Raw genomic sequence first — 21449 nt, 5'->3', positions numbered from 1 at the left:
CACGTAGGCCACTTCCTCAAGACCGGTGAAGCCCTCTTCGATCAGAATGTTGGCCACTTCCTCGTCCACATCCAGCTTGCTGGTAAACAATTCACGCAATTTGCCGATTTCTTCTTCGGAACGCTTGGCCGACTCTTCGGGTGTCATGATGTTGATTTGCCAGCCGGTGAGGTCGGAGGCCAAACGCACGTTCTGACCACTGCGACCAATGGCTTGCGCCAGCTCAGCTTCGTCCACCACCACTTCCATCACGTGCTGGTCTTCATCCACCACAATCGATTGAACAGTGGCAGGCGACAAAGCACCGATTACAAATTGGGCTGGGTCTTCAGACCACAACACGATGTCCACACGTTCGCCACCCAGCTCTTGGGTAACGGCCTGAACACGCGAACCACGCACGCCCACACAAGTACCGATTGGATCAATACGACGGTCGTGAGCCAACACGGCAATTTTGGCGCGCATGCCAGGATCGCGGGCAGCGCCCTTGATTTCAAGGTGGCCTTGTTCAATTTCAGGTACTTCCATGGCGAACAAAGCCTTGATGAACTCAGGCGAAGTGCGTGACAGAATGACTTGCTGGCCACGGGCCATGCGATCAACCTTCCACAGGTAGGCGCGAACACGGTCACCAGGACGCAGGCTTTCACGGGGAATCATTTGATCCCGGGGCAAACGGGCTTCAATGCGGCCACTTTCAACAATGGCGTCACCACGCTCCATGCGCTTAACCTGACCAATCACGATTTTGTCGCCACGGTCGAGGAAGTCTTGCAGGATCTGCTCGCGCTCGGCGTCGCGAACACGCTGCAAAATAACCTGCTTGGCTGCTTGTGCACCAATTCGGCCAAACTCAACAGGCTCAAGTTCTTCTTCGATGAAGTCGCCCATTTCGGCTTCGGCATCGTGTTTCAAGGCTTGATCGAGAACCATTTGGTAGGCGGGATCGTAGAAATCTTCTTCCGTGACTACTTCCCAACGGCGGAAAGTGTCGTAGTCGCCGGTGTCGCGGTCGATAGACACGCGGACATCCACTTCTTCATCGAAGCGCTTCTTGGTTGCGGAAGCCAATGCCAATTCGAGCGCACCAAAGACGATGTCTTTGTCCACATTCTTTTCGCGCGCCAACGCATCAACTAATAAAAGCAACTCACGGCTCATTCCAGGGCTCCTAAAACTTTAGATGGGGGACCAGACGGGCACCCGCCAAATCAGTTATTTCAAAATCAAGCAAGTAGGGTTCGGCATTTTTACCATCCGGTGTCACCAGGACACCCCAGGTTTGCTCTTTGCCTTTTTGCAATACACCTTTGAACTGTTTTTGATTGTTGATGGCCCGTTTGAATTTCAGGGACACCTCTTGATCCAAAAACCGCTCGAAATCTTTTTTGCGACGTAACACGCGATCAACACCCGGCGAGGAAATCTCGAGCCGTTCGTAGTTGACGTTTTCGACGGTGAACAGGTGGGTAAGCTGGTGGCTGACCTTCTCGCAATCTTCGACTGTGACGCCAGTGGGTGAATCGATCATGATGCGCAACAGGCCATTGCCCTCGCGCTCAATGTCAGCCACTTCAAGGCCAAGCGATGAGATCACGGCGTCCGCTTCAGCAACCCACGACTCTGACCACACGCCAGACCATGAATTGCCAACAAATTCTTCAGGATTGATCACTTCGCCTTTCAACGTTCTTAACCTTTACTTGTGTATTCGCTTCGCTTGTTCACTTCATTTGCCTGCTCATTGGCACACCAAAACCGCCGTGCCAAAAAAAATGGGCCTGTAAGCCCACTTCATTTGAGACACCCTTTTTGGAGTGGGCGCTCAGGCAGCCTCAGAGAATAACCGAAACTGCCTTTATTTTCAAGTAATTTCCGGTGCGGGAAACTACGCGGCTGGTGCCTTTCGGCGTCTGCGCTGCTGGGGTTTCTGGGCTGCACCATTCCCACCCTCATTGCCACGCCCCGGACCACGTCCAGCCGAAGGGCCGCCAGACCGAGGACCGGCATTGCGAGGCCCTGAGGGGCGCTTACCCGGACCCGCAAACTTGCCAGCGGGGGCCGAGCCGTTGCCATTGGCACCAGCCCTGTTGCCGTTTCGATCACCGCCATTGCGCCGGGCTGAACCGCCCGCGGAGGACAAATTGTTCTGGTTACTCAAAGCAGCGGCGGCCGCAGCACCAGACACGGTCAGGTAGGTTTGTGTTGGGGTCGTGAATGCCAAGCCGGGATCGATCAGGGGTTGACCGTTGCGCCGCTTGTTGTTTTTTGAGCCGATGTTCTTCTTGTCCCGACGAATGGCACCTTCTTGGGCAGACTCATCCACCTTCAAGCCCAACGATTGCATGTAGGACATGGCCTCAAGTGCTTCCATTTCCATATGACGCCCTCGCTTCAGGGTGGAAGGCATCAGGATGTCACCAAAACGTGTGCGAATCAGGCGGCTTACGGTCAGGTTACAAGCCTCAAACATGCGGCGAACCTCTCGGTTGCGACCTTCTTTCAGACCCACTTTGTACCAGCGGTTGGCACCCTCCCCGCCTGCTGCATCCACATAGAGAAACTTGGCAGGACCGTCTTCAAGCTGAATACCTGTCAGCAACTGCTGGCGCTGCTCCTCAGTAAGTTCGCCGAGAATGCGCACAGCGTACTCACGCTGAACTTCATATCGAGGGTGCATCAGGCGATTGGCCAACTCGCCCGAAGAGGTGAATAACAACAAACCTTCGGTGTTGTAATCCAGCCTTCCCACGGCGATCCACTTGCCATTCGAAATTTTCGGAAGCTTTTGAAATACGGTGGTACGCCCTTGGGGGTCGTCCATGGACACAATTTCACCGGCAGGTTTGTGATAAATGAGTACCCGGGGTGGCTTGGACTTGTTTTTGCGCTGAATCAGCTTGCCGTTGACACGCACCTGGTCGGTGGGCAACACGCGTTGGCCCAAGTGGGCCGGCTCAGCATTGACCGAAACTCGACCTGCGACAATCAGTTCTTCCATTTCACGGCGAGAGCCCATGCCGGAATCAGCCAGCACCTTGTGCAACTTGGGTGCCAGTTCAGGGTCCAGCCGCACATTCAGCTTGCTGCGATTCTTGCTTGCGCCGCCACTCTCTTCGGACTTCAGGCCTTCGACCTGATCCAGCACCTCTCCCCATTCCAGGTCATGGCTTTCACTGTCGATGCTGACAGCCGTCTGCTCGGGAATCGGGTTGCTGTCGAGTGTTTCAGTTGCTTTGCGCTTGTTGGTTCTCATCGTTTTCCGCTGTTTCGCTGTCATCCAGATCAAATGGAATGACTTTCTGTAATTCATCAGCCAGCTGTTGGTCTTTTTCGTCGTCCAGTGCTGGCAAGTCACTAAGGCTGGCCAAATTCAGGTCAGCCAAAAACTGGGGCGTGGTTGCCCACAGTGCTGGGCGCCCCGGCGCATCGCGGTGGCCGATTGACTCAATCCAGCCTCGGTCTTCGAGCGCCTTCATCACCTGGGTAGACACAGTGACCCCACGAATGGACTCGATGTCGCCCCGGGTAACCGGCTGCTTGTAGGCAATAATTGCCAGGGTTTCCATGGTTGCCCTCGAGTACTTCGGAGGCTTCTCGGGATTCATTTGTTCGAGGTAACGTTTAACGTCCTCGCGGGTTTGGAAACGCCAGCCCGTTTTAACTTGCACTAGCTCCAAGCCCTTGTGGGTCCAGTCTCGACGCAGGTCTTCCAGTAAAGTGGTGACCACGGATGCATCAAAGGCATCATCGAACAGGCGCATCAATTCCTTGACGGCAATGGGCTCGACCGAACACAGCAATGCTGCTTCTAATATGTTTTTAGCGCGCTGGGGATCCATCCAGGCGGACTCACTTAAAGAAATTCAGGTGTTGATAGGGAAATAGTGCCGATTGGTCCTGCAGGCCGATGTGGCTGTTGCCAGCGGGGTGCAGGGGCGCAGCGTGAAACGAGTTGCGCGACAGGCATTTTATAAACCGATGGCGCATTGTAACCACGTTATCCACCGCTCAGCAACCACTTGATCACACAATTAATTTCAAAAAAAACGGCTCACCGAGGCAAGCCGTATCTAAAAGTAACCCACGGAGGGTCGGAGACATTCCTAGGTTGCCGGAACAAAGTGCACCGAACATCCCCATTGCGGCTTACCCCGAAGCTTATGGAACTTATCCACACTGGGCGGGGAAAACCCTTCCTATTCACTGTGGATAAAATTTTCAGCCTGTTGATTTTGTGAAGTTTTTGGTTGGTTGATTAAAAACTGAGCATGGGCTCTAGAGGCCATCAACGCTTGCTATTTCAGCTTTCCCAGCGATAGCCAACACCCGCTTGGCGGATGCGGTTCCAGATGGCCTCTTTCTCCTCATCGCTTTTGAACAGCCAACCATCGACCTCATCAAGGGTGCGACCGCAACCCATGCAAATGTCATCTCCAAGGTTGGTTGAACAAAAACCCACGCAAGGGGTATCGGCTTCTGGCCACACTGGCAGGTTGGCGTATTCAGGTTTTGACATGATGCTGCTTTAGTTGGAGTTGGGACGGTACTGCTTCTTCAAGCGAATATAGAGCACTTTGGTGACGTGTGCGACAACCGAGCCATCGGCGTGGGTGATGTCGGTCTCGAAGGTGTGCAAAACTTTTTCACCAGTGGCCGCTTTGGATTTGATTTCTTCCAGTGTTTGATCATCGACTTGATACACGCCTTTGACCAAGGCATTGCCGGGCGCAATGAAACGAATGTTGGCCTCTTGATCCCACACATGGTAGCGACTGCCCAAGCGCTTCATGAGAATGAGCATGTAGAAGGGATCGGCCATGGCATACAGCGAACCGCCAAATTGCGTACCCATGATGTTCTTGTTGCGACGCGTGAGTGGCATGTGCACTTCGACTTCTTCGAAATTGGCACTGATGTGATGTACATGAATGCCTGCGCCGCGCAAAGGTGCGTAAAAATTCATGGCCCTGCGCATGAATTCGGGCTTGTCAGAGAGGTTTTTCAGAAATTTTTTAAACATTTTTTGCTGCGAGTTTTTCTTGTGGTTTCAGTAGGATAAAGGTTTTTAAGCCGCGGTTTAGGCGTTTGCATGCGTTTGTGCACTTGCACACAAGGTAAAAACCCGCTATAGTTTCGTTCTTACCAGACGCGGGGTGGAGCAGTCTGGCAGCTCGTCGGGCTCATAACCCGAAGGTCGTAGGTTCAAATCCTGCCCCCGCAACCAAATATTCAGAAAGGTCAACTACTTAGCGGTGGTTGACCTTTTTGTTTTGTGACAATAAATGCCGGTTTCGGGCGGGTTTCTTGTCACCTAGTGTGAAATGTCAGCTTGAGCGAGTGCCAAAACAAATTCGGGTAAAAACTCGGGCAATCGTCACTTTCTTAAATTACATGCATTTCGAAATGACATGTTGTTTAATTAGCCAAGTTATTCCTATTTCGCACAAAATGAAAATCCCAAACCCAAAGAAAAAGCGACCTGTGGCGAGAAACGCAGAAGAATTAAAAAGTGAAGCTTGGTTTCTCAAAACAAGGGGTCGTGTTAGCTCTCTTGAGTCTGCCCTGAACATCAAAGACGGATTCTTTTGGGAACTAAGTCATTCGGGCGACGACTGGTCGTTTTTGTTAAAAATTCACACGCTACTGGAAATGGCGATTGCTCATCTAATTCAGCAGCGCATAGACATCGACGAGCTCAACCTGATAATTGAGAAGGTTCCAATGAACGGGGGAGCTGCAAGTAAAATGAAAATAGCATCGGCTCTCTCCCTTCTAGACAACGATACCGACAAGTTTCTTGATGCATTAACAAAGCTCAGGAATAAAGCAGCGCATCAAATTGATTCTGTAAATTTGACGATGGACGATTTCATCAAATTAATTCAAAAATCAGAGGTCAAACATTTGTTCTTGAGACCGGGCCCCAACCTTTCAGAAGACGAAGTCGTAGCGAGTGTATTGTCTTCACCTCGATTCGCGATTTGGGCGTCCTCCTTAAACTTACTCTCCGCAATTTACGAAAAGAAAGCGAAAATATTGACTCCCAGACTCGTTCAAACTCTTTCAAGCAACTTTCTGCGTGGCGAGAACTATAGCTCCGGGCTCAAAGGGCTGCTAGATTTATGAACATCGCATTGGAATGTCGGTTCCACAACAGGTAAAAGGGCAGCCCCGAGGCGCTCCTCGGGGCTAAGCTCACTTCTCCCTTACAAGTCGAGCTTGCTTAATAAATCGTCGCGTCTTAGGTGCGTATATCGCTCAACGATCGTGGTTGTAAGTTGCCCTGTGATTTCTTTGACCTCGAACACAGAAAGACCGCGTTCGATCAGACGTGAAACAGCTTCATGTCGCAGATCATGCAAACGGAAGTCAACAATGCGAGCTCGTTTTACTGCCGTGCCAAACGCACCAGTGATCGCATCGATTTGCACAGGGAAAACACGCTCACCAAACGAAAGCCCTTTCAAGTAATCGAGTTGTTCGAGCGCCTTTCTCGACAAAGGCACAAAGCGTCGCTTCCCATTCTTTGTTGCGTCCAAGCGTGCCCACCGCTGCTCAAAATCAACATCAACCCATTTGAGGTTACCCAGCTCGCCTCGACGCATCGCAGTTTCAACGGCAAGAACGACATAGGGGCGCAACCAGTAGCTTGGATGCTCATCGCATGAGGCCAACAAGACCTGAAACTCTTGTGGGGTCAATCGACGTGACCTGGCATTTTGAATGCTGGGCATTCGCACACCTTCGGTTGGGTCGAGCAGCTTGCGGAAGCCCCACTCATACTTCGCGGTTTTGAATACCGCTTTGATTACCTCCATGTATCGCTTTACCGTCGCGGGGGCATAACCACTACCCACCAAAGCATCACGAAAATCAGCGACATGCATACCCTCAATTTCTTCAAGGTTACGATTAACGAGTGTTGGATAAAACCTGATTATCAAATCAATCCTGCTTCGCTCGGTGACGTGCCCCTTCTTGGTGGGTGTAACCACCTCCCGGTATCGGAGCATTGCCGCCTTCAAGGTAGCGACTTCAAGCAAGCGCTGACGTTCGGGTGTTGCACGCCTGAATTCAGCTTCCATTTGCAGACCCCATTTCAGGGCTTCATGGTATGAGTCAAAGGTTGATGAAATTCCTTTGTGCCCAGCGATGCGGACACGTGACAAGTAACGGTTGTTTTTTTGAACTATGGTGGGCATAAGGCCTCCTTAAAAGTTGTCAGTCACATACGTGACGATTGCTTTATTGGAGAGACGCTTAAGCTTTTAGATCACCCGGAGACGAGCCACAGCCATTGCTCGCGGCGGCTCATAACCCGAAGGTCGTAGGTTCAAATCCTGCCCCCGCAACCAAATTTTTATCATTAAAACCAATCACTTAGCGGCGGTTGGTTTTTTTGTTTTCTAGGCCACTAACAGCGTGTGCCCAGAATGTGCCCAACTGGTGCCCAACCCCGATTTAGCCCACCTTCTCTTTCATGACCTTCGGTCAAACCCAATAACGGTCAACAGGGCACATCTGTAAAAATTTCTCGAATTTTCTGGTTCACATTTTTGTGCCCAATGACCGTTTGGGAAATCAACCTGAAGGTCGTGGATTTTCGAGTTTTTGAAGCGAATTTTTGTGCCGAATTTTCGGAAATTTGTGACCTTCAGGATGGAATTTGACTATTAATAGGATGTGCCTAAGTTGTGCCTAAGTTGTGCCCAGGTTGTGCCCATGGTTTAGCTAAGATCATTGACTGGATTGGCATTGCGGCTACGCCCGTCGGCAGTGGACGATCAAGCAGGTTTTCGGACTGATTGGTAGTCGGAATACGGCCTCAACCTCGTCTGCTTTCCGTGGCCAGTTCAATTCCCGAAACGGGAACTGAACCCGCGTTCGTTGCCACAGCCAATAACACACCCATTTACACCCATTCCTGGGGCAAGGCGATCCGTCATGCGGCGAATGGTGACCACATTCACCGCACAATATGCGGCGATTGTCTTGCGCGTGCGGAGATTGCAGTTCATAATCTCCGCATGAATAGCAGCGATTACAAATACATCTGGCAGGCCAGTGACTGGCCAAACTGGCGCTTCGACCTGGCGGCGCTGGCCGAGCCCATGGCTGAGGTCAGTCGTGCCCAAGGGCTCTTGATTGGGCGCCTGGCTGACGTCGGCATGGCCTTGCGTGACCAAGCGAGTCTCGCGGCGCTCACCGAGGACGTGGTCAAGACCAGCGAGATCGAAGGCGAGCAGCTCAACGTTGAATCCGTGCGCTCGTCCATCGCCCGCAGGTTGGGCGTTGACATCGGCGCGCTCGCTCCGGTCGATCGGCATGTCGAAGGCGTGGTCGAGATGGTGCTTGATGCCACCGCCAACTGCCAGGCACTGGTGTCGCGTGAGCGTCTGTTCGGCTGGCATGCCGCACTGTTTCCTACCGGCTATTCTGGGCTCTCCAAGATCAACGTCGGCGGCTGGCGCGACGATGCCACCGGCCCGATGCAGGTGGTGTCCGGACCCATCGGCCGCCAGCGGGTGCATTTCGAAGCACCGCCGGCTAATCGCCTCGAGACCGAAACCAGCCGCTTCCTCGACTGGCTGAATGGCACATCAAACGAACTGGTACTGCTCAAGGCAGGCCTTGGCCATCTGTGGTTCGTCACTCTGCATCCATTCGATGATGGCAATGGCCGTATCGCCCGGGCCATTGGCGATCTGCTGCTGGCGCGTGCCGATGGCAGCCCGCAACGCTTCTACAGTTTGTCGGCGCAGATCCAGCGCGAACGCAAGGCTTACTACGACATCCTGGAGAGGACGCAGAGGCGGTCGATGGATGTCACCGAGTGGCTTGCGTGGTTCCTCGACACGCTTCATTGCGCCGTCGACCAGGCCCAGCACACGCTGGACGCTGTCCTGACGAAAGCGCGGTTCTGGCAGCGCTGGGCGGCGACCCCGTTGAACGAGCGGCAGGTGAAATTGCTGAACAAGCTGCTCGATGGTTTCGAGGGCAAGCTCACCAGCAGCAAGTGGGCGGCCATCGCCAAATGCTCGCCGGACACGGCACTGCGCGACATCAACGATCTGCTGACGCGGGGCGTGATGCGCAAATCGGATGCCGGCGGGCGTAGCACCAGCTACGAGCTGAATGATCTGCCCGAGTATAGGTGCTGAAGGTGTCGCTGTAACTTGGCTGTGGTGATAATAGGCATCACCGCAGTGAAGAATCCACTTCATTCCCAGACGAACTGCAACACCTGTGTGACCTCGGGTATGTCCCGGTAACGGGATCATCAAAATATCGTCAGTAATCTCTGGGATTGCTTTGATTGCAGAAAATCCAAACCACTGATCGCTTGAGGGCTTCCAAATTCCTGATTTTAAGTACGACACAGCCTATTCAAGTTTGAGGGCTGCCCATAACTCTCGAAAGAAGCACAGTGACATATACCAGCTATTGAAGTCGATGCGTATCCATTCGGAAATTCCGGCAACATTCGACGGAACGCCCCCCGAACTTGCTTTCTCTGACCAAAACCAAAGACTTATCATAGGTGAAAAATATCTCATCCCAGATGCTAACGGGGTGGAAAGGCCGGGCAAGCTAACTTCGGCGACAGTAGTTGAATCTGAGTCCATGGCATACGTTTCCCATCTCTTGGACAACGGTGAGGCCGTAATAGGGACTGTGCCGTTAACACCCGAAGAATTAGCTGCTTACCGTCGGCATCCGGATACATTTTTTGGTATCGAAGTGAGATCACCGAGAAAAGCTGAAACACCGCTAGAACTGTTTGATTTCTTTTTGGACAGCTATCAAGAGACCTCAAGGGATCGCTTGCTTGAATTCATGTCTAAACACCCCGATATTGAGGAATTGAAAAAATTACCCAAAGAGGACCTAGCGGAGATCTACGCGGAGAGATTGACGTGGTCCGCAATCCGAAGTTCTACAAAGAATCCGACAAGCTGAAAAATCAAGTGGAAGCACTTTGATAAATATCGGTGATGCCGATCGCCAACTAATTTAATGTCGCGATTGTAAGCAGTTATTCATTCGCTCCAAAATCGTGTTTATTGCACCTTAATGTCGGCTCCGGCCGAAAATCGGCCAAAGCAGCCAGTCAGCATGCGAGGCAACAACGATCGATTTACGCAGAATTTAGGACATGCTTGGACTAGAGGCCAAATTCTTCCGCTCGTCTAGGAGTGTGAGCGCAAGCGAGGCTGATGGATTGATCGACATGCATACGGCCGACAAGCATGTTCAGTTGGTGCCCTAAGCTCCCGCTTTCGGTGCAGGAACTCTGGATGTCTGACGGCGAGCGAACTGTCGCATTCGATGACTTGAGCGACGGAGAAGTGCAGCTTCTATTGACACTGGGCGCTGTACGACTCTTTGGGGACGATGAGACGCTGTTCCTCTACGACGAGCCCGAAACGCACCTGAACCCAAGCTGGCGCACCCGCTTCCACCTGGACTTTGAAAAGGCGAACGAGGCCAACGGAAAAGCCCGAGCCATCATCTCCTCTCACTCGCTCTTTCTAGTCTCTGCGCTACCTCGCGAAGCTGTGTTCCATTTCAAGAAGGTCGATGGCGTTACTAACATGACGAATCCGCCAGGAGAAACTTTTGGAGCATCATTTGGCTTTTGCGTACATACGGTGGCACAAGGGCTGAACGGAACACCACCGGTGTGCCATCCTTGGCACGAACCTTGGGCACTTGAACCGTCACCGGCCCAATGCCAGTTTGGATTTCTCGCTGTGGATGGTGGCCATTGCGTACCACGGAGAATCGGCCATCTTCCAGCCTTCTGTCCTGATACTGAGCGAGGAACTCCTGCAATTCCACTTGTATCGCGGCCTGAATCAATTGACGCGCACCAGATCTCAAAATTTCTGTCAGCGGGTCGACCTGGCAACCTGCTACATTCAAATCAAAAACGTTATCCTTGCCCATGGTGGCGTATCTCCAAAAGTTGATGGTTTGTCTTTCGCAAAACAAATTTTATCAACCGGATACGCCGCTTCCTCTACAAGCCTTCAAACACCAGATCCAGTTATAACTCAAGGGGGTTGACATATGGCTTTACTCACTCAGGTCGCAGCCATTCAGTTGGAATTGACGATCGGTAGGCCGCAATCGAACATCGACAAATGCCTGTCCAAGTTGGAACAAGCATTCAGGCAAGGTAACCAGTTTGTGGCTTTACCCGAGTTTGCTTCCACGCCTATCTGCCTGAACGCTGAAGTGCAGGAGGGCATCCTCTTTCCCCACAACGCCTTTGTTGACGGGCTGTTGAGCCTGTGCTGCCAGTATGGGGCCGCGGCAGGGGGTTCTTACCTGGAGCAGCGGGGTAGCAGGGTCTATAACACCTACGCCTTTGTTGATCAGGCGGGTCAGCTCTTCAAGCACGACAAAGATATTCCCACCATGGTTGAGTCTGCTTTCTACCAAGGCGGGTCTTCTGATCGGCTCCTGAATACAGCCAATGGCCCAATCGGTGTGGCCATGTGTTGGGAGATGATACGTACAGCCACAGTCCATCAGCTCAGGAATCGGGTCGACCTCATCATGGCCGGCACCCACTGGTGGACAGAACCAGGTTGGCGCTTTCCTGCGACGTTGTTGCGTAAAGCGCACCGGCGGAACCTTGCCCTACTGACTCAAGCACCATCGACCTTGTCTCGTTTGACCGGTGCACCCGTGGTGCATGCATCGCAGATTGGTCAACTCAAAGGGCGATTTGCAGTCACTCCAGGTTTTTCCTTGCCCATGAGCACGCAACTCTTGGGCCAATCGCAAATTGTGAACAACAGGGGTGAGGTATTGGCTGCCCTGTCTGCCGAAGACGGTGAGGGCATCATCTCTGCACACATTGAGATGAGCAACGCGGGTGCATCCTTGCAACCCACAGGCCATTTTTGGAACGCTCCCATGCCTTGGGAGACTCGGCTTCTTTGGGCCCAACAGAATGCTGCTTGTGCTCCCATGTACGTAAACCGCCACTCGGGCCAGTCCGGGCTTGGTCACTGAATTGTTACTTGTTTTGGAGAATGGATTGTGCGCCAGTGGTTGTTGTATGGCTGTATCCGCAGACGACCAACCAAGAATCACAGAAATGCATTTGTGATGATGCAGTCGATTTTTAGTACCTGAAGGTCATTTCAGTATCATAAGAATTACTAAGCCAAAGAAATTGAGTACCTGTGCCCAGGGGTGCACCTAAACACGATAGGTTTAAAGCGATCTAAAGTGGCACCCCTGAGACTGACTGGAAAGCCGCAGCTGGCGTGGTATGCAACCCAATTTAGCCCGCTGCTTATCGAGTTTCATCGCTTGTGATCTCTAAAAGAGAAAATACTCATAACCAAGGTCGTAGGTTCAAATCCTGCCCCCGCAACCAAATATAGAAAAAAGGCTAATCATCTCGGTGATTGGCCTTTTTCGTTTTTGGCCATCCGTACTCGGTTGCCACTCGCAGTGATACCGGCCGGCACATTTATAGAAAAACGGAAGGGATGATTTTCTTCAAAACCCACGGTTTTAATGCAATTGAGTACGGATTGAGCGATGATGGGGAATACGCACTACCTGAGATTAAAGCGGAAATTCGAGCGCCAGTGATCAGACAAAAACAGTAACCATGTCGCGCTTCATCACTCACAAAATCGGCATTCAATGAAAAAAGATCTTGATTATTTCAGAGAGCTTGGCCGTGACAGCCTGCCAGGTCACCTTGGCGTTGTGGTCACAAGTGTTAGCCCAACGGAAATTCGTCTGGACATGCCGGTTACACGTCACCTCATGGCACCGAATGGGTTTCTGCACGCCGGGAGTGTAATCAGTCTTGCCGATTCAGCGTGTGGTTACGGCTGTATTGTCAACTTGCCGGACAAGGCCAAAGGCTTTACCACCATTGAACTCAAATCAAATCATTTGGGCACTGTTCGCGACGGCAATATATATGCCCTAGCCACTCCGGTGCACTTGGGGAAAACGACTCAGGTTTGGGATGCAAATGTGTTTTGTACAGAGTCCGGGAAACGACTCGCGGTGTTCCGCTGCACACAAATGATTTTGTATTAACCTTCAATTTGGGACGAAAGGATTTCTTGAGCTTGAGGATACGGAGCAATTCGTCGGGTTGATTGGCCCATTATTGAATCAATAGTTATCATGCAAGACTTCAATAATGTACATCGGTGAACTTTCAAAGAGGTCCGGTGCCTCGCGCAAAGCCATTTACCTATACGAGCAAATGGGCTTGATTCAAAAGCCAATGCGCAAGGGCAACTACCGCATTTATTCGAATGTGGCGGTTCATCAAATTCAAACCATTCGCTGCGCACAAACCTTGGGCTTCAAGCTCAAGGAGCTCACAAAAGCCTTGGCTAGCAACAACAGCGGCCATGGCTCAAGCGTGACACTGATGCTCAAACAAATTGAGTTCAAACGATTAACCATTCAATCGCAAATCGACACAGCAAAAGCCCAACTCCAGCTTTTAAATCAATTTGAAGACGAACTGCGTCATTCGCCTGAGTTAATGAATTGCGAACTTCCTGTTGACTCTTCCCCTAAGGGCAAGCTTTAGACTTTTTGTGATGCCACAAAAAGGAAGCTTGTCATGCGCAAACGCGTTCTCGTAATTCTCGGACACCCATCCGAAGCCAGCTTGTGTGGCGCAATCGCCGATGCCTATCTGAAGGGAGCGAAAGCGGCAGAGCATGACGTTCGCTTTCTCAGCCTCGGAAAGCTAAATTTCGATCCAATACTGCGCGACGGCTACAACACCATTCAAGCGCTTGAACCAGACCTTATTGCTGCGCAAGAATCAATTACTTGGGCCGAGCACCTGGTGTTTGTTTATCCAATTTGGTGGGGTTCGATTCCAGCCATTCTTAAAGGCTTCTTTGATCTTGAGTTTTGAGGCATTAAACCAGTGGCGATTAACAGCTTTGGTCCGGTAAAAAACTCGCAGGCAAGCACACGTGAGAAATGGCTGGAGAGCGCCTACCAATTTGGGTTCCACATATCCGCTGTTTCCTAAAAACCCAACAATTCCATAAAAACTGCGGGCTTTTTGTAACCCATAATTTTTTTACTCACTTCGGGCTTGGGTCCCATCACGAGTACCGCAGGGGTCGCAAACACACCCAGCTTTCTAGCCAACTGTTTTTCAGAATAGACCGTGCCATCGATCCAGTTCACAGGCAAGTCACCGCGTACATTAATCGCGATCACATCAAATTTACTTTCGATTTTTTCGCGGTTTGCGCCCTGCGCGAAGTTCTCTTGAAGCAAATAAGCACAGTACGGGCAGTCATCCAGGTGAAAGAAAATAAGCAGCTTTTTTCCACGGGTTTGAGCATCTTGAATATCCGCTGGAATTTCAAGAAAAGTTTGCTTGAACCAGCCAGGCAATTCGTAATGCATGGGCTTGGGCTCGATGTCGCGGGCAAATGTATTTGCTGAAAAGGCAATGCAAAAAATGACCAGCCAGCATCTGAAGACCGGATGATTTGTGAAAAACCTCATGCGTTTTGTACTCAGAAATTCGATCAGCTAATCTTAGCCTAAGGAGTCAACTCTGCCAAAATTTGTGGCCAAATGCTGTTGCACCGCTCCCTGAAAATATCAATGTGCCCCACTTTGCCAAGTTTGAATGTCTCGGGTTTGATTTCAAGCCGTTTCTTGCTGGCTTTGGTGAACAAGCGCATGATGTCTTCAACATTCGGTAGGGTTGCGATTTCGTCATCACTGGCATGCACAAAAGTAATTGGCGATTTGAACTGTTCAAACCAGTGTTTCTGCACACCATCACCAAATTCATTCTCCACATACCCAGGGCTGGAACACCATTTGGCCCATTGCAGGCCAACCCCCTTCGGTAAATTCTCACCCCATCCCAAACGCTTGGCGGGTACATATCCCAACACGGCAGAGCTGATCGGGATCACCCATCGCAGCATGAACTTGGCAGCGTTGCGTTTGTCTTTGCGAATGTTTTTCACATGCCCGGAAGAAGCAGCCACCGCCAGTACGCCCCGCACTTTGGCATGGTTGTGCATCAAACCGAACAGTTGGCCACCCGCGCTGTGACCGACCAAGTACGCGCTGTTCTGCCCAGTGAGTTCAAGCAGAAAATCCAGGGCTGCAGGCATGTCATACAAGCCCCAGTCCTGCTTTTTCACCTCGCAATGCTTGACATGCGACTCCTGCAAAGATTTTCCGATGCCTCGATAATCAAACACCAATACAGAAAATCCCTGATGGGCCAACCATCGGGCAAACGGAAAATAAAATTTCTGGGTAATCCCTGTTGCGGGGCAAATCAGCAACGGTTTGTCAGTGTTGCCATTTGATGCGGTAAAAAATGTTCCAGCCAAAGGTTGCCCCACGGCTGGAATCGAGACTTCAATCTTGTTTGTCATGGAGGCACCCAATTAATAGTGTCGGTGCCAGTCTAGTTGTTGTTAGCAACTAGATAAGCAAGTGGATCAGCAATTCACTGTTCCACTTGGCGCAAGAATAAATGACGAATCACCGGCGTGATGATTCGTCCTGGATCAGAAAATCCCGTCAACCGCATCCACGACGATGGCTGTTCCCACTGCGATCAACAACAGATCAGTGCCCAACTGAACATATTTGTGGTTCAAAGGTGGTGCGGGCAGGCGAATACGCAATTCATTGGGAATGTCGTAATACCGAACATCGCTGCCCAAGGCACGACCTTTCTGCCACTGCTTGGCCTGGCCTGGGGGCTGGCAACCATTGCCTTTTTTGGCAAGCCCGGGTGGGCACTTGCCTTTGGCAACCTGACCACCATAGTAATCCCGCACAATTCGGGTTTCGGCGCTGCCAAAGTTAAATGAAACGGACACCCCGCCTTGACCGTAATCTCGACCTTCAGCACGCTTGCCCGGGCCATCACCACCGCCCTTCTCGTTTCCGCCGCCCTTGCGGTTTTCCTTTGGCCCGCGTTGCTCACTTTGTTCCTTGTTCTTGCCCTGGTTGCCGTTTCCCTTTTCTGGTTTTTCGGCATAAGCGCTGCCAGTGGCAATCAACAGTGCTGTGGATGTCACGGTCAATGTGCGTAGTATCGATTTCATGAACATGGGTGGCCTATAATTGTTTTGTAATCCATTAGTAGTACCACCACGATGAACAACAAGCAATCCTTACTCGCCTCTTTGCAACAAAGCCGTGAGCGTGTTCTTGAATTGCTCAACAGCTTGAGTGCACAGCAAACCAAAGTGCCCTATTTGCCGGGCATTAATCCGCCTATTTGGGAGGTTGGGCACGCCGCTTTTTTCTTCGAGCGGTTTATTTTGCAAAACCTGGACAAAGCCTCCTCGTACAACCCCGCGCTTGACGATATCTGGGACTCGTTTGAACTGGCTCACGAGGACCGCTGGCACGAGGGGCTATTCCCGGACAAACCGGACACCCTGCGCTACTTTGACGACACCTTCAACAAGGTGAAACAGCGAATTGAAACCAAACCACTGACCGACAGTGATTTGTACCTGTACAAGTACGCCATTTTTCACCTCAACATGCACATTGAGTCGATGGTGTGGGCGCGCCAAAGCCTGGGCTATGCGCCGCCGCCCTCTTCGTTGCAACACACAGACACAAGAAACACCGACCTCATTCACTCCAAGGATGTGGAAGTACCCGCGGGCCGGTACCGCATCGGCATGCCTTCGCAGTCGGCGAATTTCGCGACTGAAGATTTCTGCTTCGACAATGAAAAACCCGAATTCACTGTTGACATGAAAACCTTCAAAATTTCCAGAACACTGGTCAGCAATGCCGAGTTTCTGACTTTCATTCAGGCGGGTGGCTATGAAAACGACCAGTATTGGAGCATGGCAGGCCTGAAATGGCGCAACAGCAACAGAGCAAGACACCCCTTGTTCTGGAAAGAGGAAAACGGCATCTGGCTGGAGCGCCATTTCGACCAATGGCTTCCTGTTCAGGCCGAACTGCCTGTCAAACACGTGAGTTATTGGGAGGCACAAGCCTACTGCAAGTTTGCCGGGCGACGCTTACCTTCCGAGTTTGAATGGGAAGTGGCAGCCTTGGGCAATCGAGAACACGGCACCTTCAACAAGTTTCCATGGGGCAACACCATGGAAAGCCACCGGGTGGACATGGACAGCACACATCTTGCGAGGCTGCCGGTGACTGCCCTGCCCGAAGGAGACAGCCCGTTTGGATGCCGGCAAATGATCGGCACCGTTTGGGAATGGACCGACAGTCTGTTTTTCCCTTACAGCGGATTCACCATGGACATGTACCCCTTCATGTCCACCCTGCAGTTTGGAGACCACAAAGTGGTGCGCGGTGGCTCCTGTGCAACCTCTTCCATACTCATTCGCGGCACTTATCGCCAAGCCTACACGCCCGACCGAAACGATGTATTCGTCGGCTTCAGAACCTGTGCCCAATAAGGCTTTATGACCAATCCTTACGAAACCGACGAGCTATTAAACCAGTACCTGGCCTTTCACTATGGCGTCGACTATTTTGATGTTCCCAATTACCCAGTGCGCTGCGCTCAACTTTGCCTGGAATTCATGGGCAATCGGCCACGCCGCAAGGCACTCGACCTGGGCTGCGCCGTTGGCCGAAGTACCTTCGAGCTGGCTTTGGGCTTTGATACGGCCGTGGGCGTTGATCTTTCCGCACGTTTCATCGACGCCGCCCAAGCCTTGCAAAAGGGCAACACGCTGAATTACTTCTTGCACGATGAGGGTGATTTGGGCAGGGCCATGCAAGTGTCACTTGCTAATTTCAATTACAGCGAGTGCAGCCAGCGTGTTGAATTTTCGCAGGGCGACGCCTGCAAGCTGGGCGCGGAACACACGGGTTATGACCTGATATTTGCAGGCAACCTGATTGACCGGGTGAACAATCCCACCGGGTTCTTAAACGACATGCCAAAGCGCATTGTGCCCGGCGGCTTGCTGGTGATCAGCTCGCCCTACACGCTGTTGACCGAGCACACACCCAAAGAAAACTGGATTGGCGGCATTGAAGAACATGGCAAACCCAAAACCATGCTTGACGGCATGCAAGAAGTGCTTGCACCCCATTTCAATTTGGTTCGCGAGCCATTGAATGTTCCGTTTGTGATTCGGGAAACGGCCCGCAAATACCAGCACAGCATTGCGGAAATGACCGTGTGGGAAAAAAAGGCGGGCTGATTGACAGTCAGCCCGGCACTTATTGCGCCACAGGAATGAGTGTTACGGGCACGCCGTTGACTGCGGCGTTCCCACTGGGCTCATCCAGCCATTGCTCATCGGTCAAATCATTGCAACTAACCCCCGCGTGGGCGGCTGCCACTTGCAAACGTACCCCCGATTTGTCGTGGCCCCAACCGTGCGGAATACTCACCACGCTGGGCATTACGTCATTTGAAATTTCTACAGGCAATGTAATTTCACCCACTCGGCTGCGCACACGCACGTTGTAGCCGTCCTGCAAATTCAAACGCGCAGCATCCGCAGGGTTGACCATGGCGGTGCAGCGGTTCTTGCCTTTGACCAGGCGCTCGGAGTTGTGCATCCAGGAATTGTTGCTGCGAATGTGGCGCCTCCCAATCAACATCATTTCGGCACCTGCCCGCTTGTCGTCATTCAGCAAGTCGGCCACATAATTTGCTGCGGCCTGTAGCACTTCCGCAGGTGCCAGCTGAATTTTTTTGTCAGCGGTTTGCAAGCGGTCTGGAAAACTGGGGCGAAGCGGCCCCAAGTCAACGCCTTCGGGGTGCTGTTTTAATTTGTCCAGACTCAGCTTTTGCTCACTGGCCATGCCATAGGGCCCCATTTGCAAACCCATGTCGAGAATCATTTGAGGCGGCATGGAAGGCCGAGCAGGTTTGCCAATCTTTGCACTGTAGCAGGCGGCCAGTTTGTCCATCAGTTCCCAGTCGTCCAGGCTTCCTTGTGGTTTTGGCAAGGTGGCCGCGCTGTACTTGGCCTGGTTACGCACACCGAAAATATTGAAAATCAAATCGTAGTGATCATGCTCAAGAGGCGATGTGGTGGGCAAAATCACATCCGCATGACGATTCGTTTCATTAATGTACAGGTCCACGGACACCATGAACTCAAGCCCTGCCAAAGCCTTGTCAAGCTGCTGGCCATTGGGTGTAGACAACACAGGGTTGCCCGCAACGGTCACCATGGCCTTGATTTGTCCTTCGCCCCCGGTTTGAATTTCTTCAGCCATGATGGCACTGGGAAACTCACCCAGCGCCTCAGGCTTTTGGCTGACGCGGCTGTGCCAGCGGCCATAACTGCCGGGCTTGCTGTTGGGCGCGGCAATCAGGTCTAGCGCAGGGTTGGCCACCAGGCTTCCTCCAACCCGGTCGGTGTTGCCCGTCACAAAGTTCAGCAACTGAATACCCCACTGCGCCAAGGTGCCATGGCGTTGGGTACAGGCGCCCATGCGGCCATACGCCACCGCCTTTCCGGCATTCGCAAAATCACGCGCAATTTGGCGAATGGTGTCCGCGTCAATACCACACTCGGCCTGCGCCACTTCAGGCGTCACCTTTGAAATCGCGCCCAAAGCCGCAAACAAACCCTCACTGTGGTGGGCCAGGCGATCCATGCGGGTCAGGCCCTCCTCCACAATGGTGTTGATAAGTGCGAACACAAAAGCCGCATCGCTGGCAGGCCTGATGAAATGATGCGCATCAGCCACCTCGGCGGTTTCAGTCTTTCGAGGATCAATCACGATCAGCTTTCCGCCGCGCGCCTGGAGGGCCTTGATGCGTTTGGCCACATCGGGCACAGTCATCAAGCTACCGTTCGAAGCGATCGGATTGGCCCCCAGCATCAGGAAATATTGGGTGTGGTCAATGTCCGGGATGGTGATGAGCAGTTGGTGCCCAAACATCCAGTAACCCAACAGCTGCATGGGCAACTGATCAACCGAGGTGGCTGAAAAACGGTTGCGTGTTTTCAGCAACCCCAGAAAATTGGCACTGTGGGTCATCAAACCCCAGTTGTGCACATTCGGGTTGCCCTGATAAACACCCACGGCATTGGCACCATATTTTTGCTGCACCTGAAACAACCCTTCACAGGCCAACTCAATGGCGTCTTCCCAGGTGGTTTCTACCCATTGCCCGTTCACTTTTTTAACCGGTTGCTTTAAACGGTCGGGGTCTTCCTGAATATCCTTCAGAGCCACTGCCTTGGGGCAAATGTGCCCACGGCTAAAGGGGTCTTGCTCATCGCCCTTGATTGAAACAATCTGATTGTTGTCTACCTCGATCTTCAAGCCACAAATGGCTTCACACAAATGGCAGGCGCGGCGATGGGTTTGCAAGTCTTGTCTCCTGATTGTTCTGATTATTACTTTGACCTACATACTACTGTCGAAGGTGTAATACCATCAAGCAAACTCAAGGAGACATCATGATCAACGCTTACGCAGCTTTCGAGGCCAAAGGCCCACTCAAACCCTATCAGTACGACCCCGGTGAACTGGGTGCATTTGATATCGAAATCGATGTCGACCACTGCGGCATTTGCCACAGCGATGTCAGCATGCTCGACAACGACTGGGGCCGCGCCCAATACCCCATGGTGGCTGGCCATGAAATTATTGGTCGCGTGAGCAAATTGGGCAGCCATGTCAGCCACCTTGTATTGGGTGATGTCGTGGGCCTTGGCTGGCATGCAGGCTACTGCGAAAGTTGCAGAATGTGCATGGGTGGCGATCACAACCTGTGCAGCACAGCCAAAGGCACCATTGTTGGTCGTCATGGCGGGTTTGCTGACAAAGTACGCGCTCAAGCCATCAGCGCGGTAAAAATTCCCGCAGGTGTCAACCCGGCAACCGCAGGCCCGCTGCTGTGCGGTGGCATCACCGTTTACAACCCGCTTGTGCAATTCAATATTTCACCGCAAAGCAAAGTGGCGGTGATCGGCGTGGGCGGTTTGGGCCACATGGCGGTAATGTTTCTCAAAGCCTGGGGCTGCGAAGTCACTGCATTCAGCAGCGACCCCTCCAAAACCAATGAACTGAAAAGCATGGGCGCACATCACGTGCTCAACAGCAAAGATCCTGACGCCCTGAAGAAGGCAGCGGGTTCATTCGACCTGATTTTGTCGACTGTGAATGTGAAACTGGACTGGAATGCCTACATTTCTACATTGGCACCCAAAGGGCGTTTGCATTTTCTTGGTGCAGTGCTGGAACCTCTGGACATCGGCGTGTTTGGATTGATGGGCCAGCAACGCACCATTTCATCCTCGCCAGTGGGTAGCCCACGCGTGATTGCCGACATGCTGAAATTCGCAGCCTTGCACAACATACAGCCGATTGTAGAAACCTACCGCTTCGAGCAGATCAATGAAGCGATTGAGAAGGTACGCAACGGTAGCCCCCGCTTTAGGGTGGTATTGTCACGATAACAA

21 protein-coding genes, 1 tRNA gene and 2 pseudogenes are annotated in these 21449 nt (G+C 52.1%); 12 read left to right on the top strand and 12 right to left on the bottom strand.

Going from position 1 to position 21449, the window contains the following annotated elements; translation table 11 throughout:
• The 6 genes and pseudogenes from nusA to A0129_RS10690 all read right to left on the bottom strand — a co-directional run.
• Positions 1 to 1164, bottom strand: a 1164-nt coding sequence (gene nusA / locus A0129_RS10715) for a transcription termination factor NusA (RefSeq protein ID WP_291714849.1), incomplete at its 3' end; no start/stop codon positions are given.
• A gap of 10 nt (positions 1165 to 1174) precedes the next feature.
• Positions 1175 to 1690: a ribosome maturation factor RimP gene (rimP, locus tag A0129_RS10710; RefSeq protein ID WP_291714847.1), complete on the bottom strand. Its 516-nt coding sequence runs from the start codon at positions 1688 to 1690 to the stop codon at positions 1175 to 1177.
• Between the two features lie 201 nt (positions 1691 to 1891).
• Positions 1892 to 3058, bottom strand: a pseudogene (rluB, locus tag A0129_RS15825) (23S rRNA pseudouridine(2605) synthase RluB); the annotation flags it as partial.
• A 172-nt stretch (positions 3059 to 3230) separates the two neighbouring features.
• Positions 3231 to 3845: an SMC-Scp complex subunit ScpB gene (scpB, locus tag A0129_RS10700; RefSeq protein WP_291714844.1), complete on the bottom strand. Its 615-nt coding sequence runs from the start codon at positions 3843 to 3845 to the stop codon at positions 3231 to 3233.
• A gap of 461 nt (positions 3846 to 4306) precedes the next feature.
• The gene (locus A0129_RS10695; protein ID WP_229544902.1) at positions 4307 to 4522 is read right to left on the bottom strand and encodes a DUF1289 domain-containing protein; all 216 of its coding nucleotides are present in this window, start codon (positions 4520 to 4522) and stop codon (positions 4307 to 4309) included.
• Positions 4523 to 4531: 9 nt separating this feature from the next.
• Positions 4532 to 5026 carry a DUF4442 domain-containing protein gene (locus A0129_RS10690; RefSeq protein ID WP_291714841.1) on the bottom strand — a complete coding sequence of 165 codons (495 nt, stop codon included), beginning with the start codon at positions 5024 to 5026 and terminating at the stop codon, positions 4532 to 4534.
• 127 nt (positions 5027 to 5153) lie between these two features.
• On the opposite strand from A0129_RS10690, the gene A0129_RS10685 reads away from it, so the two are divergent.
• Both A0129_RS10685 and A0129_RS10680 read left to right on the top strand, forming a co-directional pair.
• Positions 5154 to 5230 (top strand) — tRNA-Met (locus A0129_RS10685).
• Positions 5231 to 5343: 113 nt separating this feature from the next.
• Positions 5344 to 6132 (top strand): hypothetical protein, encoded by a 789-nt coding sequence (locus tag A0129_RS10680; protein WP_291714839.1) that lies wholly within the window; start codon positions 5344 to 5346, stop codon positions 6130 to 6132.
• A gap of 80 nt (positions 6133 to 6212) precedes the next feature.
• Here the strand turns inward: A0129_RS10680 and A0129_RS10675 are convergent, their stop codons facing one another.
• Positions 6213 to 7208, bottom strand: a complete 996-nt coding sequence (locus A0129_RS10675) for a site-specific integrase (RefSeq protein ID WP_291714837.1) — start codon at positions 7206 to 7208, stop codon at positions 6213 to 6215.
• Positions 7209 to 8033: 825 nt separating this feature from the next.
• Here A0129_RS10675 and A0129_RS10670 point away from each other — a divergent pair.
• From A0129_RS10670 to A0129_RS15820, 3 genes and pseudogenes are all read left to right on the top strand, one after another.
• Positions 8034 to 9167 carry a Fic family protein gene (locus tag A0129_RS10670; protein ID WP_291714834.1) on the top strand — a complete coding sequence of 378 codons (1134 nt, stop codon included), beginning with the start codon at positions 8034 to 8036 and terminating at the stop codon, positions 9165 to 9167.
• 292 nt (positions 9168 to 9459) lie between these two features.
• Positions 9460 to 9966 carry a hypothetical protein gene (locus A0129_RS10665; RefSeq protein ID WP_291714832.1) on the top strand — a complete coding sequence of 169 codons (507 nt, stop codon included), beginning with the start codon at positions 9460 to 9462 and terminating at the stop codon, positions 9964 to 9966.
• A gap of 290 nt (positions 9967 to 10256) precedes the next feature.
• A pseudogene (locus A0129_RS15820) lies at positions 10257 to 10535 on the top strand (AAA family ATPase); the annotation flags it as partial.
• Between the two features lie 61 nt (positions 10536 to 10596).
• Here A0129_RS15820 and A0129_RS10660 read toward each other — a convergent pair.
• Positions 10597 to 10956: a transposase gene (locus A0129_RS10660; RefSeq protein WP_291714830.1), complete on the bottom strand. Its 360-nt coding sequence runs from the start codon at positions 10954 to 10956 to the stop codon at positions 10597 to 10599.
• A gap of 123 nt (positions 10957 to 11079) precedes the next feature.
• On the opposite strand from A0129_RS10660, the gene A0129_RS10655 reads away from it, so the two are divergent.
• The 4 genes from A0129_RS10655 (at position 11080) to A0129_RS10640 (ending at position 13930) form a co-directional block, all read left to right on the top strand.
• Complete coding sequence (locus tag A0129_RS10655; RefSeq protein WP_291714828.1) at positions 11080 to 12033, top strand: carbon-nitrogen hydrolase family protein; 954 nt, start codon at positions 11080 to 11082, stop codon at positions 12031 to 12033.
• Positions 12034 to 12678: 645 nt separating this feature from the next.
• On the top strand, positions 12679 to 13086 hold the full coding sequence (locus tag A0129_RS10650; protein WP_291714826.1) for a PaaI family thioesterase: 408 nt from the start codon (positions 12679 to 12681) through the stop codon (positions 13084 to 13086).
• A 106-nt stretch (positions 13087 to 13192) separates the two neighbouring features.
• Positions 13193 to 13594: a MerR family transcriptional regulator gene (locus A0129_RS10645; RefSeq protein ID WP_291714824.1), complete on the top strand. Its 402-nt coding sequence runs from the start codon at positions 13193 to 13195 to the stop codon at positions 13592 to 13594.
• Positions 13595 to 13627: 33 nt separating this feature from the next.
• Entirely contained in the window at positions 13628 to 13930 is a 303-nt protein-coding gene (locus A0129_RS10640; RefSeq protein ID WP_367189926.1) for an NAD(P)H-dependent oxidoreductase, read from the top strand.
• Between the two features lie 116 nt (positions 13931 to 14046).
• Here A0129_RS10640 and A0129_RS10635 read toward each other — a convergent pair whose 3' ends face one another.
• From A0129_RS10635 to A0129_RS10625, 3 genes are all read right to left on the bottom strand, one after another.
• Complete coding sequence (locus A0129_RS10635; RefSeq protein WP_291714822.1) at positions 14047 to 14436, bottom strand: thioredoxin fold domain-containing protein; 390 nt, start codon at positions 14434 to 14436, stop codon at positions 14047 to 14049.
• Positions 14437 to 14576: 140 nt separating this feature from the next.
• Positions 14577 to 15434: an alpha/beta fold hydrolase gene (locus tag A0129_RS10630; RefSeq protein WP_291714820.1), complete on the bottom strand. Its 858-nt coding sequence runs from the start codon at positions 15432 to 15434 to the stop codon at positions 14577 to 14579.
• Positions 15435 to 15569: 135 nt separating this feature from the next.
• Complete coding sequence (locus tag A0129_RS10625) at positions 15570 to 16115, bottom strand: hypothetical protein (RefSeq protein WP_291714818.1); 546 nt, start codon at positions 16113 to 16115, stop codon at positions 15570 to 15572.
• 51 nt (positions 16116 to 16166) lie between these two features.
• Here A0129_RS10625 and senA point away from each other — a divergent pair, with 51 nt between their 5' ends.
• Together senA and A0129_RS10615 are read left to right on the top strand one after the other, a co-directional pair.
• Positions 16167 to 17462, top strand: a complete 1296-nt coding sequence (gene senA / locus A0129_RS10620; RefSeq protein ID WP_291714817.1) for a selenoneine synthase SenA — start codon at positions 16167 to 16169, stop codon at positions 17460 to 17462.
• 6 nt (positions 17463 to 17468) lie between these two features.
• Positions 17469 to 18218: a putative 4-mercaptohistidine N1-methyltransferase gene (locus tag A0129_RS10615; protein ID WP_291714815.1), complete on the top strand. Its 750-nt coding sequence runs from the start codon at positions 17469 to 17471 to the stop codon at positions 18216 to 18218.
• Positions 18219 to 18237: 19 nt separating this feature from the next.
• Here A0129_RS10615 and A0129_RS10610 read toward each other — a convergent pair whose 3' ends face one another.
• Positions 18238 to 20355 (bottom strand): molybdopterin oxidoreductase family protein, encoded by a 2118-nt coding sequence (locus A0129_RS10610; protein ID WP_291714813.1) that lies wholly within the window; start codon positions 20353 to 20355, stop codon positions 18238 to 18240.
• 89 nt (positions 20356 to 20444) lie between these two features.
• On the opposite strand from A0129_RS10610, the gene A0129_RS10605 reads away from it, so the two are divergent.
• Complete coding sequence (locus A0129_RS10605) at positions 20445 to 21446, top strand: NAD(P)-dependent alcohol dehydrogenase (protein WP_291714811.1); 1002 nt, start codon at positions 20445 to 20447, stop codon at positions 21444 to 21446.
• Positions 21447 to 21449 lie beyond the last annotated feature (3 nt).

Source organism: Limnobacter sp. CACIAM 66H1 (assembly GCF_001601825.1).
In the GTDB taxonomy this organism is placed as follows: domain Bacteria; phylum Pseudomonadota; class Gammaproteobacteria; order Burkholderiales; family Burkholderiaceae_B; genus Limnobacter.
This window is presented reverse-complemented; position numbering and strand designations above follow the sequence as displayed.

Coding starts and splice junctions, on each gene's coding strand:
- A0129_RS10670 (WP_291714834.1), top strand. CDS start 8,034: ATGAATAGCAGCGATTACAAATACATCTGGCAGGCCAGTGACTGGCCA.
- A0129_RS10650 (WP_291714826.1), top strand. CDS start 12,679: ATGAAAAAAGATCTTGATTATTTCAGAGAGCTTGGCCGTGACAGCCTG.
- A0129_RS10655 (WP_291714828.1), top strand. CDS start 11,080: ATGGCTTTACTCACTCAGGTCGCAGCCATTCAGTTGGAATTGACGATC.
- scpB (WP_291714844.1), bottom strand. CDS start 3,845: ATGGATCCCCAGCGCGCTAAAAACATATTAGAAGCAGCATTGCTGTGT.
- A0129_RS10630 (WP_291714820.1), bottom strand. CDS start 15,434: ATGACAAACAAGATTGAAGTCTCGATTCCAGCCGTGGGGCAACCTTTG.
- A0129_RS10645 (WP_291714824.1), top strand. CDS start 13,193: ATGTACATCGGTGAACTTTCAAAGAGGTCCGGTGCCTCGCGCAAAGCC.
- A0129_RS10695 (WP_229544902.1), bottom strand. CDS start 4,522: ATGTCAAAACCTGAATACGCCAACCTGCCAGTGTGGCCAGAAGCCGAT.
- A0129_RS10605 (WP_291714811.1), top strand. CDS start 20,445: ATGATCAACGCTTACGCAGCTTTCGAGGCCAAAGGCCCACTCAAACCC.
- A0129_RS10625 (WP_291714818.1), bottom strand. CDS start 16,115: ATGAAATCGATACTACGCACATTGACCGTGACATCCACAGCACTGTTG.
- A0129_RS10675 (WP_291714837.1), bottom strand. CDS start 7,208: ATGCCCACCATAGTTCAAAAAAACAACCGTTACTTGTCACGTGTCCGC.
- A0129_RS10615 (WP_291714815.1), top strand. CDS start 17,469: ATGACCAATCCTTACGAAACCGACGAGCTATTAAACCAGTACCTGGCC.
- A0129_RS10660 (WP_291714830.1), bottom strand. CDS start 10,956: ATGGGCAAGGATAACGTTTTTGATTTGAATGTAGCAGGTTGCCAGGTC.
- A0129_RS10640 (WP_367189926.1), top strand. CDS start 13,628: ATGCGCAAACGCGTTCTCGTAATTCTCGGACACCCATCCGAAGCCAGC.
- A0129_RS10635 (WP_291714822.1), bottom strand. CDS start 14,436: ATGCATTACGAATTGCCTGGCTGGTTCAAGCAAACTTTTCTTGAAATT.
- senA (WP_291714817.1), top strand. CDS start 16,167: ATGAACAACAAGCAATCCTTACTCGCCTCTTTGCAACAAAGCCGTGAG.
- A0129_RS10665 (WP_291714832.1), top strand. CDS start 9,460: ATGCGTATCCATTCGGAAATTCCGGCAACATTCGACGGAACGCCCCCC.
- A0129_RS10690 (WP_291714841.1), bottom strand. CDS start 5,026: ATGTTTAAAAAATTTCTGAAAAACCTCTCTGACAAGCCCGAATTCATG.